This window comes from Wenzhouxiangella sp. XN24, assembly GCF_011064545.1.
GTDB lineage: Bacteria > Pseudomonadota > Gammaproteobacteria > Steroidobacterales > XN24 > XN24.
The window spans coordinates 256,047-270,300 of sequence record NZ_JAAMFG010000028.1; the positions used below are offsets into that span (position 1 = coordinate 256,047).

Here is a 14,254-nt window from a genome sequence, read left to right on the forward strand (position 1 = left end):
CGGAATTCAGTGGTAGTCGACGATCTCGACGTTGTAGGCGTGGTTGTTCCGCCATTCGAAGCACAAGCGCCATTGGTTATTGACGCGGATACTGTGTTGACCCTTACGGTTACCCTTGAGGGTTTCCAGTCGATTGCCAGGTGGCACTTTCAAATCCTGCAGCGTTTCCGCGTTATTGAGCATGCGCAACTTGCGCCTGGCCGTTGTCTGCATGCGCGTCACTTCACCCTCAGACCCGACGCAACACGATATCGAAACTCCCCTGCTTGACGCTTTCCTCCGCCGCTGCGCTGAACTCCACCAGCAGCATGCTGCGGCCCGGCTCGGGCACCGACTGCAGCAGGCGATCCGTTTCGTTGAGCGGGTCGCCGGCAAAATACATCTGCGTGGTGAGTTCATGAAAGCCGCGGCGGGCGATCTTGAAGTGGATGTGCGGCGGGCGGGTCCAGCCGGCCGTGACCGGATAGGCACCCGGCCGGATGGTGCGGACGCGATAGCGACCCTCGGCATCGGTCATCAGTCGGGCCCAGCCCTGGAAATTCTCGTCCAGCGGCGCCGGGTTGGAGTCGCGCTCGTGCGCGTAACGGCCGTGCGTGTTGGCTTGCCAAACATCGACCAGCGCATCCGCCACGGGCTTGCCGTCTTCGTCGAGCACCCGGCCCGTCACCTCGATGACCTCGCCGAGCGCGGGCTCGCTGTGACCCTGGATCCGCGTCATGTCAGCGTCGGTGTCGGGTTGTTCATGGGCAGGGTAGAACGGGCCTTCGGTCTGCCTCGGCGTGGTGACCGCGAGCACTGGCGCGCTGGCGACCATCGCCGCAGTGCCGATGGAGCCACGTAACAGACGGCGGCGGGCGTTATCGATTAAGTCACTCATGACCCGGGTTCTCCTCGCAGGCAAAAGGAATTCGCATCGGCGGCGGTCTTTGGATGCCCTGGCGAGCCAGCGTGTCGGCCAGCAGCGGATAATCGCCCGGATCGAAAAACGGGTAGGAGAGAACGGTCGAGAGTGCGTAAAGCCTCTCCGGGGTATCGAGCGGACGCAGGAGCTCGCGGGCCTCGGCATCACGACCGAGCGTCTTCAACATCAGCCACCGGATCAAGTCGCCATTGAAAAGCGCATAGATCGCGTCGGCATCAGCTCGACGCCCTTCAGCGCAGGCCTGTCGCACCTGGAGCATGTGGCTGAACTGGGAATCCGCATCACGCAGCACATAGGCACGCGCCACGTCAGCAGCGCGTTCGATCCGTCCCGCATAAAGGAGCACGCGGTGACTCTGGTAAAGCACCTGCAGAGAGCCGGCATCCATCTCCAGGGCGCGATCGCTCATCGCCAGTGCGGCCTCTGCATCGACACGGTGCAGCATCTGGTACACCGCCACCAGTTCGGGGGCGGTGCCGCGCCCCAGCGCCGCGGCCTTCACCAGGATATCCCGAGCTTCGGCGTATTCACCCACCTCGATCAATGCCCGGCCCAGTTGAACATGGATGTCGGCCTGCTCCGGCCGCAGTGCCATGGCCTCCCGCAGATAAGCGACCCGGTCGGCATACAGCATTTGCACCCAGGCCCTGTCGGCCTGGTAGGCCAGGCGCTCGGCCTCGCTGCCGGCCGTGCGGATGGCGTCCTCGATGTGTTTGTCGAAGCGAGCCCGGACTTCAGCCGGCGCCAGGTTCGTTGCCGCATAAAAAGCCGACACCGGCGTCATCTGCTGTTGCCAGAAGTTGGCCATGAATCCATGTGCGCGGCTGAAGCCCGGATCGACCTCGACCGCGCGCTGCGCCGACGCCAATATCAGGTCGTTCTCAGCCAGTTTGAAATCGATCATCGAAGCGTCTTGTATTAAGGCCTGTGCCTTCAGCAAGGCCTCCCAGGCCTCGACAGAGCGCGTCCCGCCGGCAAGCATTTCAGCCAGCGCGTCAGGATCCATCGCCGTTTTCAGCGCGCGCGCAATCTGGAAGGCAATCTGCTCCTGGATCGCGATCGCGTCCTCGATCGACCCGTCGAAGTTCTCCGACCACACGTGGTAGCCGTCGCTGGTGCGGATCAACTGCGCGGTCACGCGAATCCGGTCGGCGGCCCGACGCACGGAGCCCTCGAGAATGTGGGCGACTTTCAGAGCAGCGCCGATCTCGGCGGGGGATTGCGAGGTATCGCGGAAGGCGAACGTCGCAGTGCGTGACGCCACCTTGAGATCCGGCGTGCGCGCCAGGGCGTTCAGGATTTCCTCCGCCAGGCCGTCGGCGAACCAGCCCTGGTCGGCGCCCGGACTGAAGTCGGCGAACGGCAGCACGGCAATGGATTTTTCGACGGGCACAACGGGTACTTCGGGCGTATCGGCCGCATCGGGCGCGCCGGGCACATCGACCGGCTCGGTCTCCGCCGCAGGCGCGTCGGCTGTGATGCCCGGTTCCTGGTCCGCATCACCGGCGGACCAGAAGCGCTCCGCCACCAGGATCGCGATCACCGCCACCAGGCCAACGACAATCAGCCGATCGACGCGCTTGCCGGTGTGCGGCGTGATGCTGTCGGATTCGACCACGTCCTCGGCGCGCTTCACCCCCTCGGGCGTCAGCTCGAAGGCCCATGCGAGGAACAGCGCCAGCGGCAGGCCGAGAATCAACAGCGCGGCGAAAGACTTGAACACCCAGTCCGGCGCGCCGAAGTTATCCAGCAGCACATCGGCCACCTGCAACAGCAGCCAGCCGATGACGACGTAGGCCGCGCCCACGCGGAACACGTTGCGGCGTTTGAGTTCAATGAACAGGCTCATCGCCGCATCCCCGGGCAATCCAGTCGATCGGCCCCGGATGCAGCAACGCGCGAGCAGCCCGGCGGATAGCCGCGCGTTTCCCAAAGATCCACATAGCCGAGTTCACGCGCGATCTCGAAAAATCGCGGGTCCTCGCGTACGCCGGCCCACGACGGTTGCCAGGCCATGCGCAACCAATAGGCCTGGTCACTTTCCGGCAAATGCACGTAGGCGAGCGCGCTATCCAGGAACTGGTCCTCGCGACCCAGCGAGATCAGCGCTTCATTGATGGGATTATCTCCGATCACGTCACGCAGGGCTGGCGCCTGGGCGGGATCCTCGAGCGCAGCGAGGACTGCGCTGAATCCTGGAGTTCGCAGCGTCTCGGCGTCGAGGGTGCTGCGCAGGAACTCTGCCGCCCTCGTACCCTCGCCGCGTGCCGCCAGTTCAATGGTGTAGAGCCGCAGGCCGATCGCCCAGCCGTTCGCGTGGGCGAGCCGTATCTGTTTCTCCGCCTCGGCATCCTGGCCGGCCGCGAGATACGCCAACCCCAGGTAGCCGTTGTTTATCCCTGCCCGAGGATCCATCCGGCGAGCACGCTCCAGTACGACCTTCGCCTCGTCGATGTATCCCGCCATGAGCAACGCGAGGCCGTGCCACAAGGTCGGGGTCGAAACGTGGGTACGCATCCCGGACGCCCGCTCGAACAAAGTCAACGCTGCCGGGCGGTCGCGACCAGCCTCGAGGTTGCCCTGCAGGGCCACGACCAGCGGATCGTTCGGCAGCAGCGCCTTGGCGCGGGCCAATGCAACCCGTCCGGCATCCTGCGTTGCCTCGTAGGAAACATTCCGCGATGACGGATAGCCGGGCGCAACGTGGTGCGCTGCCGCGAGGTAGATCCACGCCTCTGCGAGGCTTGAATCATGTTCCACGGCGTACTCGAGGTCGGCGATGGCCTGGTCCAGCTCCGTGCGCTGGTGAAAGCGCGCACGCCCGTTGAGGAAACGCTCATAAGCTTCCAGGTCGCCGGTGGCGGCCTGCACCGTCACGCGGCGCGCGCCGAGCATGCCCTCCAGCGCGAGCGTGATCGCCTGCGCGATCTCTTCCTGGACCTTGAAGATGTCGTCGAGGGTGCGGTCATAGCTTTCCGACCACAGGTGAGCGTCCTCGCCGGCCTCGATCAGCTGGGCCGTGATCCGCACCCGGTTGCCCTGCTTGCGCACCGAGCCTTCCAGCACGTGGCGCACGCCGAGCAGTTCGGCGATCTGGGGAATGGGCGTATTGGTGTCCTTGAACGAGAACGCCGAGGTGCGCGAGGCGACCTTCAGTCCGTCGATGCCCGCGAGAATGTTCAGCAATTCCTCCGAGATCCCGTCGGCGAAATACTCGTTGCCCGCATCGTCGCTCATGTTCACGAAAGGCAGTACCGCGATGGAGGGGTCTTCGGTGACATCCGCCACGGACGTTTCCTGGTCCGCGCTCCCGGAATACAGGAACCACGCGATCGCACCCACTGCGATTGCGGCTGCGACAACATAGAAGCCGCGGTTGCCGCCGGCATTCTCGGTGACCTTCACGCCCTCCGGCGTAACGTCGAAGATCCAGGCCAGCACCAGCGCCAACGGAAAACCCAGCATGACCAGCAGGGTCACCATGCGCGGCGTCCACTCCGGCAGGTTCAAATTCGGCGCCACCGTGCTCGCCACCTCCACCACGACCCACGCCACCACCAGGTACGCGGCCGCCACGCGGAACACCTTGCGGCGCTTCAGCTCGGCGAACAGGCCAGGGCGCGCGCTCACGGCACCACCACCTGGATATCGAGGCCGGGCGCGCGGGCCAGTTTCGCATCGCGCGTGACCAGCGTGGCGTCCAGCAGGCTCGCAAGCGCCACGTACGCGGCGTCGTAGGCAGTCATGCTCTTGCGCAAGGACCAGATGGTGTCACGCAGGCTGTGGTGCCGATAGCGGCGGATGCGCAGTGCCCGCAACAGCTGGACGACGTCCCCACGGCTCGGCGGAATGGCCTTGTCTTTGTCCAGCCGGCGCAGCGCCTGCAGCACCTCGACATCGAGGAGTTCAGGCGCGGCCAGGACGCTGTCCTTTGCCCACAGCAACGCTTCGATCGGCTGCGGCCGAAACCGCCCAATCAAGTCGACCACGACCGAGGCATCGACGACCAGGACCCGGCTCATGCGGCGTCACGCTCCCGGCGAATCAGCGCGGCGGACGACTTCTTCATGGCGAAAGGCTCGGCCTGCTCCAGCCGTTCACGCAGCTCCTGTTCAGAGGGCAGCGCCAGCATCGCCTGCAGCTCCTCCAGGATCAGCTCGCTCATGCTCTTGCCGGCCAGCGCCGCGCGCGCCTTGAGCGCCCGGTGGATCTCCACCGGGACATTGCGGATCTGGATCATGCTTGACATGCGCTCATCCTCGTTTCATGTGCACTACATGCTACCATGTCAATCACATTCGAAGCCCTCCGCCCCCACCGCTCGGCACAGCGGCGGGAAGCGATGCTCGCGCCAGTAGGCCAGCACCCCGGCGTCGCGGATGATCTGCTTGAACGTTTCCGTCTGGCGGAAGCGCCGGAACGATTCGCCCCAATTCGGGGACCATAGCCCGCTGATTTCCGTGAAACCCAACGGCACGAGCAGCAACTCCGTAATTGTCTGGCCCCCGTAGGTCTGCGATGGGGGACGATACTGGATCGCGTCGGCTACCAGCTCAGCGTAATTGCCGCCGGGATCGAGATGGGCGGCGTAGAGTTCAGCCTGGCGCGGAAAGCCTTGCAGCCCCTCGGAGTGATTGGCGGCCTCCATGAAAAGGATGTCGGATTTCATTTCCACCCAAAGAGGAATGAGTCCGAAGCCGTACAGTGACAAACCACGCCCCAGGTCCCGTCGATACATCGCCAGCGCCTCTTCGAATCGGCCGAGGGCGACCAGGCTGAACGGACGATTATTCACGCACGGGAGGTACAAGGGCTCGAGCGCGACGCACTGCTGGTAGGCCGCCAGCGCCTCTTCGGTGAAACCAAGTGCATCGAGGGTGTTGCCGCGCCACAGGAAGGCGCTGGCATTGGTCGGATCCGCTTCGATCGCCCGTTCGAAATAATCGAGCACCGTCGCCCAGTCTGTGAACCCGCGCAGGGAAAGCCCCCGTTCCATCAGGATTTTGCCCATCGTGGCAAGCGCCAGAGAGCTGCCTGGATTCAGCTCCAGCGCCCTGGCCGCATACTGGCGGGAGCGCGTCTCTGCGGCCTCCAGCGGCTCGTCGGAGTCGCCATACTCGATCGCGAGCGGCGGAATGGGCGCGCGCAATTCCCAGGCGCGTGCAAAGGCCGGGTCCTGTTCGAGTGCCTGTTCGAGCAGCTTGTCCGCCCGGTCGAGGTCGTTGCGCTGGTGAAAGAGCGTGCGTGCTTGGAGGTACAGTTCGTAGGCGTCGATATCGTCCGTGGCGCCCGCAGACGAAACCAGTTGCTCGCCGTCCAGCTTCATCGCCACGCCGAGTGCGCGGGTGATCGCGGCCGCGATTTCATCCTGGATCTGGAACACGTTCTCGGCCGTCAGCGAACGGTCGAAGGTCTCCGACCAGAGGTGGCGGTCGTTGGACGCGTCGATCAGCTGCGCCGTGATCCGCAGGGTGTCGCCGGCCTTGCGCACGCTGCCTTCGAGCACGTGGCGAACGCTTAAGGCCCGGGCGATTTCCGGAATGCCGATCTCGCGCCCCTTGAACTGGAAGGCCGAAGTGCGCGAGGCGACGGCCAGGCCCTCGACGCGGGTCAGCGCGTTGAGAATCTCTTCGGCAATCCCGTCGGAGAAATATTCCTGGTCGCCGGTCGGGGACAGGTCGGCGAAAGGCAACACGGCGATCGAGGCGGCGTCGACCGCATCAGCGATGTTCGCCGTGTTCGCTTTCTCCGGGCTGTCTCCCCTGTCTGCGCCATCCGCGATGCCCGTGGCCGCCGACGGTGCCTGGGTCGCAGGCGATGCCGGTGTTGCTGTCGGTGCCGTTGTTACCGCCGGTGCTGGCGTTGCTGTAGGCGCCATGACCGACTGTGCCGGGCGCATCCGGTCCATCGCCATGAAGCCGATCGCGATGAGCGCCACCGCCAGCGTCGCCCAGTTCAACTTTCGGCCCGTGTCGGAGGACTGTTGTCCGACGGTAGCGGGTCCGGCATCGCGCTTGATGCCCTCCGGCGTGATCTCGTAGATCCACGCCAGCCCCAGCGCCGGCACCAGCCCGATCACCAGCAGCACCACCAGCCCGCGCAGCACACCGTCCGGCACCTCGAACAACGGCAGCACCGTCTCGGCCACCTCGATGACCAGCCACGCGGTCACCACATAGAACAGCGCCACGCGAAACACGTTGCGGCGCTTGAGTTCGGCGAAGAAGCTCATGAAAAGAATTCCGGCGCCGCATCCAGCCCGAGCACGCAATCGCGAAGGCGCTGTCCGCCCGTTTGGGCGAGCTTGTTCACCAGCCTCCCGTCAGCCGTCACGAAGCGGCAGTCGCGGGCCAGCGCAAGTGCGAGATACAGGCAGTCATAGGCAGGATGGTCAAGCTCGAGCGCCAGTTTCAGGCTCTCTGCGAGGAGCAGGCGCATCGGCACCAGTTCGATTTCGACCCGCTCGATCGCTTCCGCGGCGACGATGGCAGCACCCGCTTCCATCTCGCTGCGGGCAACCTTCTTCCACAGGATGTTGGCGCATTCGGCGACCAGCAGATCCGGCGCGGACAATCGTGGGCCTTCGAGCAGGGCAACGGCGCGCTCGCTCAATGCCTCCGGCGCGACCCATTTGATCGCGACACTGGCGTCGATGACGACCTCGCTCAACGCTCGTCCCGGCCTTCGCGCTGTAGCACTTCGGAAGGGGTCTGCTCGCGTCCGGCGCTGAGCGCGCGGATCTTGGCGAGCAAAGGCTTGATCTCCAACTCCGCCTCGGACTCCAGCGCCTGGCGAAGGATCTCGCGGTGCTCGGCCTCGGCCGAGCGACCATGGCGCGCGGCCCGACGCTTCAGGCGCACGATGAGCTCGTCGTCGACATTTCGCACATGAAGGCTGCTTGCCATTGTGATCCTTCGGTTTTGCTTTATGTGATAGCAAATATATCGACGGCGAGTCCGGACCGCAATTCGGGTAACAGGACCCGCGCTGCAACAAGGTAAAACAACGCCACGCGGATGACGTTGGGGCGCATGAGTTCCGACCAGAAGGATTGTTCTGCGCTCACTGCCCCGACTCCACCGGACCGGCCGGGGCAGCCCGCCCCAATCCGGCGGCAATCATCGCATCCATTTCCGTGGCGATGCCCTCGGCCTCGACCCGGGCGCGCTGGTCCGCCTGGGCGTCGTCCATGCGCGTAATGATCTCCTGGAAGCGGGCATCGTCGTGCAGCGTGGCGAAGCGCCGGTCCACGGCAAGCGCAGCGGGAACATAAAGACCCGCGTCGAAAGTGCGCTGCAGCCATTGCAGCGACTCCTCGGGCCGCCCAAGCAGCGCGTGGATCGCGGCAGACTGCAGCCAGCGATCCGGCCAGCCGCGACCCTCGTCGAACATTTCCTCATGGATCCGCAGGGTTTCCTCGAACAGGGCGGTGGCTCGCGCGACCTCCCCCTCGTCCAGCAGCACCTGGGCGAACAGGCTGCGAGGGGCCCCGAAAACATACAAGCGCGCTGCCGGCGCGATCTCGGCCTGGCGCTCGATGAAGCTGCGCACGTCCTGGTAATCCCCGAGGAAGACCTGTATGGCGGCGGACAAGCGCTCGAATTCCTCGTTGCCGTCCCAGCGTTCGCGGCCCGCGCGCAGGAGTTCGAGGGCCTCCCCCGAGCGTCCCTGCCGCGCCAGCAGCCAGGCACGCTCCATGTCCAGCCGGCCCAGCTCCAGGCCCTCGGCGGCGGCCAGGTCGAGCCAGTTCTCCAGTCGCTGCTCGTCACCCAGCCTCATGAGCACGTTCGCAGCATGCCAGCGCGTGTTGGGCACGTTCCGGGACAGGCGCACGGCGCGAGTGATCTGCGCCAGCGCGACCGCCGACCTGCCGGTCAGCGCATTGTTGTAGCTCAGGTCCGTTAGCGTGAAGTGGTCCGGGTCCAGCGCGATGGCTTGCTCGAAAGACGCGATATTCTCCTCGATCTCTTCGGAGACGCTGTAGGCACTGCCCAGGGCGAAGTGGGCGAAGGGCGACTCGGGATCGACGTCCAGTGCCCGCCGGGCCGTCGTGAAGGCCTCCTCGACGGCATCGAGGTCGCCGAGCCGGGCCGCCCAGGTGTAGCGCCACGAGAGGCGCGCCCAGGCGTCGCTGAAGCCCGGATCCATCGCGACAGCCTGGCGCAGCAGCTCGATGCCCGTGCGATTGGTCGCAATGCCCACGGACGAGAACTCCCGGCTGCGCAGGTAGAGCTGGTAGGCCGCGACATTGTCCGTGGGCGGGGTTTCGATACGCGCCTGCTCGCCCGGACTGAGTTCCGCCTGCAGCGCCGCGGCGATCGCCAGCGCCACATCACGCTGTATGCCGAACACGTCGGCCAGCTCCCGGTCGAAGTCGGTGCTCCAGAGATGCTGGCCGCTCGTCGCGTCCACCAGCTGCGTGGTGATCCGGACCATGTCGCCGGATTTGCGCACGCTGCCCTCGAGCACCGCGCCGACGCCCAGCGTCGCGGCAATCTCCGCCAGTGAAAGCCGGCTTTCGAGCGCGCGGCTGACCGCCGTGCGGCTGATCACGTGCAGGGCCGAGACACGCGACAGCTGGCTGGTGATCTCCTCGGTCATGCCGCTGGCGAAATAGGCGTCGGCAGGATCAGGCGAATAGTTGTCGAACGGCAGCACGGCGATGAACACGCCCTCCTCGGCTGCGCGCTGGGCCGGCGGGACGGGCCCGGGCCGCGGTGTTGCGTCCGACATCGCCCCCGCTGCGTCGCCCTGTTCCGTGGTGGCCGGCGCCCAGACGCGATCCGCGACCATCACCACGATCACCACCGCGATGCCGGCGAGTATCAGCCAGTCGATCGGCTTGGCCGCCTGTGATCCGGACGTTTCCGCGGAAACGTCGGCGGCGCGCTTCACGCCCTCGGGCGTCATCTCATAGGCCCAGGAAAGAAACAGCGCCAGCGGAAAGCCAAGCGCCAAGAGCGCCACGAAAGACTTGAACACCCAATCCGGCGCGCCGAAGTTGCCGAGCAGGATGTCGGCGACCTGGATCAGTAGCCACGCCACGACGACATAGGCCGCGCCCACGCGGAACACATTGCGGCGCCTGAGTTCGGCGAAAAAACTCATCGGCTCGGGCCCGGCACGTAGCGGACGCCGTCAAGCGTTTCGAAGTCGGCGTCCTGCGTCCATACAACGGCGCTGAGGCTCTGCGCGGTGGCATAAATGATGCTGTCGGCCGGCGGCAGCTTGTGGCGCAGCCCGAGCGCCGCAGCGCGTAGCGCAAGCGCAGCGTCAAGATCCACGACCCGCCCCTGCTGCATCACCGCGACATATTTCAATGCCGTCGCCTCGTCACGCTGCTGGCTGATGCGCTTGAACACTTCGAGCAGGGTGATCGCCGGCACGAGAAGCGCCGCGGTATCCTCGATGGCGCTCGCGAAATGCTCCGCGTTGGGGCCATCCGCGAAATATTCCAGCCAGGCCGAGGAGTCGACGACATTCATCTCGGCCTACACCCGGTCGGCATCGCGCGGCACCTCCGTGTCCAGGCCAGGCAGGGAACCGCGCAAGCTCTTGGCGCTGCGCAGCGGGATCAATTCGATGCGGTCCTCGAACTGCACCACCTGGAGCCGCGTGCCGGGCTTCAGCGCCATCGCCTCGCGCACGCGCTGCGGTATGACGACCTGGTATTTGGGTGAGACCTTGGTGGTTTCCATGCTTCCGCTCCTCGCAGCCTATCGATGGCGATATCGTTTTACGATAGTACTATCGATCGAATTGCAGTGCTTCGGTTCGGCGAACAGGTTCATCCCGCAGGTCCTTGACAGATATCCATATCGTTCATATGGTTTCCCATATGAAGACCACGCTGAACATCGACGACCACGTGATGCAGCGCCTGCGCGAGGCGGCCGCGCGCCAGGGCCGGACAATGTCGGAGCTGGTCGAGGCCGGTCTGCGCCGGGTGCTGGACGAGGTGGAGGAAGGCACGGACCAGGTGCGCGAGCCTTTGCCGCAATGGCAAAGCGGCGGCGCGTATGTCGACGTGGCCGATCGCGACGCGCTGCAAGACCGGATGGAGCGGGACTGAGCGTCGCCCGTGTTCGTCGTCGATACCAATGTGCTGTTGTATGCGGCCGATGCCGACAGCGAATACCATGCACCCTGCCGAAAGCTCATCGAGCAGGCCCGCGGCCAGGCGGCGCCCTGGTTCCTGACCTGGGGGATCTGCTACGAATTCCTGCGCGTCAGCACGCACCCGCGCGTATACCGCAGCCCGTGGACCAACGCCGCGGCCTGGCGATTCATCGAGACCCTGCTGGCCTCGCCCAGCCTCAGCGTCCTGACCGCGACTCGCCGGCACGCGGCCGTGCTGCGCCAGTGCCTCGACGAACTGCCGGAAGCGCGCGGCAACCTCATGCATGACCTGCATACTGCGACGCTGATGCGCGAGCACGGCATAGCCCGCATCGTGACCCGCGATACCGATTTTCATCGCTTCGGCTTCCTGGAGGTCATCGACCCCCTGCGCCCGGCATGAATCCGCCGCAATGCTAAGTCGTGGTTTCGACTGCGCGAAAATGCTACTCAATGGTCCGCGCCTCCGCCCACGCCTGGTAGCCGGCCTGCAGCGCGAGATAGCGCGGATGGTCGCGCAGCGAGTCGAAATCCGGATCGATTGAGAACACCAGGAACCGGTGCGGACCGAAGACCTCCACCTGCTGCTCGAGGTAGTGCACGGCCCGGTCGGGATCGCCGGCACGCGCGAATGCGCCAGCTAGCCTGGGCAGAATGGAGGCCAGGCCCCAGACATCACGTGGCGCGTTCGCGAGGAAATCTGCCTCGGCCGCCCGCACGCCCTCCAGGTCACCCATCAGGCCGGGCAGGTCGGAAGGGTGGTAATAGTTGTTGCCCAGCCACCGCGAAGGATAGGGCTCGCTGCGCTGCTCCATCCGGGCCTTGATTTCCGCCAGCAGCCCATCGGCCTCGGCCTGCCGGCCCATCACCAGCAGGGCCCAGGCCCTGACCATCGCGTAGGTTTCGGGAAAGTCACCCGGGGCCCGCTGGTCCTCCGGCCACAGGGCGGGAGACAGCGCGTATTCGATGCGCTCGGGGTCGCGGGAAAAGATGGCGATGCGAGCGGGGGTATCCACGAAGTTCGGCAACGGCCCCTCGATGGCAGCCCATGCGGCTTCCACGTCACCCCGCCATTCATGCAACCAGATCTCGCGAATCCGGGTGTCGCCGCCGAGCCGCTCCGCGCGCTCCAGCCAGGCGGCGGCCGCAGCGAAGTCGCCGCGCGCCTGCGCGGTCGTCTCGACCATGGAATTGATCACGTCGACCGCCTGCGGATTGATCGCCAGCGCGCGCTCGAAAGCGAAGATCGCATCGTCGAAGCGGCCATCACGGCGGGCCACGTAGGCACTGGCCTCCCAGGCTTCGGCGTGGTCGGGCACCTCCGCGAGGATCCCCTGCAGGATCCGGTCGGCCGAGGCGAAATCGAGCTGCGCGAAGTAATAATGGCGCGCTTCGACCAGCCGGGTCTCGATACTGTCCGGCGCCAGCCGCTTCGCTTCTGCCACGCTTTTCCGGGCGTCCTCGCGCAGCGAGCGCGGGCCGACGGCCAGCCAGAAACTCACGAGCTGGACTTCCGCCTTACGCGCATAGGCCTCGGCAAACCCGGGATCGAGCGCAATGGCGCGGTCAAACTCGGCGATGGCTTGGCGGGAGCGATCCGGGGAAATCTCCGAGAAGCCGGACAATAGCTTGCCGCGCAGGAACGCCTCGTACGCCTGCAGGTTCCGCGTCGACCCCGCCCGCAGTGCGTCGGTTTCCTCGGGGCTCAATACCACCTGCATCGCACTGGCGACGGCCTGGCCGATGTCCGCCTGGATCGCGAAAATCGTCTCGGTGCTCAGCTCACGATCGTAGCTCTCGGCCCACAGGTGCACGTCGCTGGCGCCGTCGATCAACTGCACCGTGACCCGCACCTGGTTTCCGGCCCGCTGCACGGCCCCTTCCAGCACCACCGCCGCGCCGAGTTCGCGTGCGATCTCGGGGATCGACTTGTCCGAGTCGGCATAGCGCATCATCGAGGTGCGCGAGATCACCTTCAGCGAGCCGATCTTCGACAACTGGGTGAGCAGGTCATCGTGGATGCCCTCGGCGAAGAAGGCGTCCTCCTCGCGCACGCTGCGATTGCGAAATGGCAGCACCGCGATCAGGCCTTCCTCGCGCGCCACGCTCAGCGCGGCAGGCGCGACGCCTGCTGCGGGGACGTCCTTCGTCGCCGGTGCCTCCGCGGTGGCGGGCGTTGCCGGGACCCCGGCGACCGGTCCTTGCGGATCGTCCGTCCCGGGCTTCAGCCACCAGCCCGCGCTCAGCCCGACGCCGACCGCCACCAGCAAGCCGGCGACGAGCACGGTGCGCTTGCCCAACAGCGCCGGCATGGCTTCCTGTTCGCCCTGCACAGCCGGCACCTCGTCCGTGCGCCTGACGCCGTCCGGCGTCACCTCCAGGGCCCAGCCCAGCACCAGTGCGATCGGGAAACCGAGTACCGTCAGCGCCACGACCAGGTTCATGCCCCACTCCGGCACCCCCATCCGCGGCAACAGCATGTCGGCCGCCTCCAGCACGGCAAACGCCGTCGCCGCATACACCACGGCGACACGCACCACCTTGCGGCGCTTGAGTTCGGCGAGCAAGCCGGAGGAAGCACGGGTCACTTCAACGCCTCAAGGTGCCGCGGCAAGTCTGTGGCCTGGTGGAAGCATTCGAGCACGATCAACGCCTCTTCCGAGTCACGCATGACAATGTAGTGACCGCCTTCACGGTAATAAACGAGCTCCTTGGCACCGGGATTCTTGCCCATCAACTGGCCGCATGACCGGGGATGCGGCGGCTGGCCAGCGGCAATCGCATCGATGCGTTCGATCAGCGTATCGCGGCAGGCGATTGCCTGGCGCTCGCCAAAACGGTCCAGGGTCCAGGCGAAGATTTCCACCAGGCTACTCTCGGCGCGCCGGGTCAGTCGCCAGGGCTTCACGAAGCCGTGGCGTCGCGCGCGCGGTCAAAGGCGCGCTTCACAGCGGCCTCGCCCGAGCCCTCGGCAAACTCGCCGGCATCAGACTCCCTCAACGCAAGCTGGAGGCGTGCCCGAATCTCGGCCAACTCGGCCTCGGCCCGCTCACGATCGTCATGCAGGGCGCGCAGCCCATCCCTGACCACCTCGCTGGCACTCTGGTATTCCCCGCTGGCCACCAGTTCGTCAACCCAGCGGGCCCATTGCGGCGTCAGCGCGATGCTCTTGGCGTTCCGGGCAGACATGGTTTTATCCTCTTTCACCTGTGA

The 14,254-nt window shown here is 65.8% G+C and carries 17 protein-coding genes; 2 read left to right on the top strand and 15 right to left on the bottom strand.

Annotated features, from left to right (window positions below):
* Nucleotides 1-6 precede the first annotated feature (6 nt).
* The 12 genes from G6032_RS05505 to G6032_RS05560 form a co-directional block, all read right to left on the bottom strand.
* Nucleotides 7-252: a type II toxin-antitoxin system RelE/ParE family toxin gene (locus G6032_RS05505; protein WP_346763767.1), complete on the bottom strand. Its 246-nt coding sequence runs from the start codon at nt 250-252 to the stop codon at nt 7-9.
* On the bottom strand, nt 230-877 hold the full coding sequence (locus tag G6032_RS05510) for a protocatechuate 3,4-dioxygenase (protein WP_165281123.1): 648 nt from the start codon (nt 875-877) through the stop codon (nt 230-232). Before G6032_RS05510 ends, G6032_RS05505 begins: the two co-directional genes overlap by 23 nt.
* Nucleotides 870-2,771: a tetratricopeptide repeat protein gene (locus G6032_RS05515; RefSeq protein WP_165281124.1), complete on the bottom strand. Its 1,902-nt coding sequence runs from the start codon at nt 2,769-2,771 to the stop codon at nt 870-872. The genes G6032_RS05510 and G6032_RS05515 overlap by 8 nt, the downstream gene beginning before the upstream one ends.
* Nucleotides 2,768-4,552, bottom strand: coding sequence for a hypothetical protein (locus G6032_RS05520; protein WP_165281125.1), 1,785 nt, complete (start codon nt 4,550-4,552; stop codon nt 2,768-2,770). The genes G6032_RS05515 and G6032_RS05520 overlap by 4 nt, the downstream gene beginning before the upstream one ends.
* A complete protein-coding gene (locus G6032_RS05525; RefSeq protein ID WP_165281126.1) occupies nt 4,549-4,944 on the bottom strand; it encodes a type II toxin-antitoxin system VapC family toxin in 396 nt (131 codons plus the stop codon). The genes G6032_RS05520 and G6032_RS05525 overlap by 4 nt, the downstream gene beginning before the upstream one ends.
* Nucleotides 4,941-5,171 (bottom strand): hypothetical protein, encoded by a 231-nt coding sequence (locus G6032_RS05530; RefSeq protein WP_165281127.1) that lies wholly within the window; start codon nt 5,169-5,171, stop codon nt 4,941-4,943. The genes G6032_RS05525 and G6032_RS05530 overlap by 4 nt, the downstream gene beginning before the upstream one ends.
* A gap of 39 nt (nt 5,172-5,210) precedes the next feature.
* Nucleotides 5,211-7,154 (bottom strand): hypothetical protein, encoded by a 1,944-nt coding sequence (locus G6032_RS05535; RefSeq protein WP_165281128.1) that lies wholly within the window; start codon nt 7,152-7,154, stop codon nt 5,211-5,213.
* Complete coding sequence (locus G6032_RS05540; RefSeq protein WP_165281129.1) at nt 7,151-7,591, bottom strand: type II toxin-antitoxin system VapC family toxin; 441 nt, start codon at nt 7,589-7,591, stop codon at nt 7,151-7,153. The genes G6032_RS05535 and G6032_RS05540 overlap by 4 nt, the downstream gene beginning before the upstream one ends.
* Complete coding sequence (locus tag G6032_RS05545; protein ID WP_165281130.1) at nt 7,588-7,827, bottom strand: hypothetical protein; 240 nt, start codon at nt 7,825-7,827, stop codon at nt 7,588-7,590. The genes G6032_RS05540 and G6032_RS05545 overlap by 4 nt, the downstream gene beginning before the upstream one ends.
* Before the next feature lie 157 nt (nt 7,828-7,984).
* Nucleotides 7,985-10,030 (bottom strand): hypothetical protein, encoded by a 2,046-nt coding sequence (locus G6032_RS05550; RefSeq protein ID WP_165281131.1) that lies wholly within the window; start codon nt 10,028-10,030, stop codon nt 7,985-7,987.
* Entirely contained in the window at nt 10,027-10,407 is a 381-nt protein-coding gene (locus tag G6032_RS05555; protein ID WP_165281132.1) for a type II toxin-antitoxin system VapC family toxin, read from the bottom strand. Before G6032_RS05555 ends, G6032_RS05550 begins: the two co-directional genes overlap by 4 nt.
* A 6-nt stretch (nt 10,408-10,413) precedes the next feature.
* Complete coding sequence (locus G6032_RS05560) at nt 10,414-10,620, bottom strand: AbrB/MazE/SpoVT family DNA-binding domain-containing protein (protein ID WP_165281133.1); 207 nt, start codon at nt 10,618-10,620, stop codon at nt 10,414-10,416.
* A 140-nt stretch (nt 10,621-10,760) separates the two neighbouring features.
* Between G6032_RS05560 and G6032_RS05565 the strand changes: the two genes are divergently transcribed.
* A complete protein-coding gene (locus G6032_RS05565) occupies nt 10,761-10,994 on the top strand; it encodes a hypothetical protein (protein WP_165281134.1) in 234 nt (77 codons plus the stop codon).
* 9 nt (nt 10,995-11,003) lie between these two features.
* Entirely contained in the window at nt 11,004-11,444 is a 441-nt protein-coding gene (locus tag G6032_RS05570; protein ID WP_165281135.1) for a TA system VapC family ribonuclease toxin, read from the top strand.
* 43 nt (nt 11,445-11,487) lie between these two features.
* Here G6032_RS05570 and G6032_RS15905 read toward each other — a convergent pair whose 3' ends face one another.
* Genes G6032_RS15905 through G6032_RS05585 form a run of 3 tightly spaced genes read right to left on the bottom strand, consistent with a single transcriptional unit; the run spans nt 11,488 to nt 14,230 of the window.
* Nucleotides 11,488-13,629 (bottom strand): tetratricopeptide repeat protein, encoded by a 2,142-nt coding sequence (locus G6032_RS15905; RefSeq protein ID WP_165281136.1) that lies wholly within the window; start codon nt 13,627-13,629, stop codon nt 11,488-11,490.
* Entirely contained in the window at nt 13,626-13,949 is a 324-nt protein-coding gene (locus G6032_RS05580) for a type II toxin-antitoxin system RelE/ParE family toxin (RefSeq protein WP_346763764.1), read from the bottom strand. The genes G6032_RS15905 and G6032_RS05580 overlap by 4 nt, the downstream gene beginning before the upstream one ends.
* Complete coding sequence (locus G6032_RS05585; RefSeq protein WP_165281138.1) at nt 13,946-14,230, bottom strand: type II toxin-antitoxin system ParD family antitoxin; 285 nt, start codon at nt 14,228-14,230, stop codon at nt 13,946-13,948. The genes G6032_RS05580 and G6032_RS05585 overlap by 4 nt, the downstream gene beginning before the upstream one ends.
* Between the last annotated feature and the right edge of the window lie 24 nt (nt 14,231-14,254).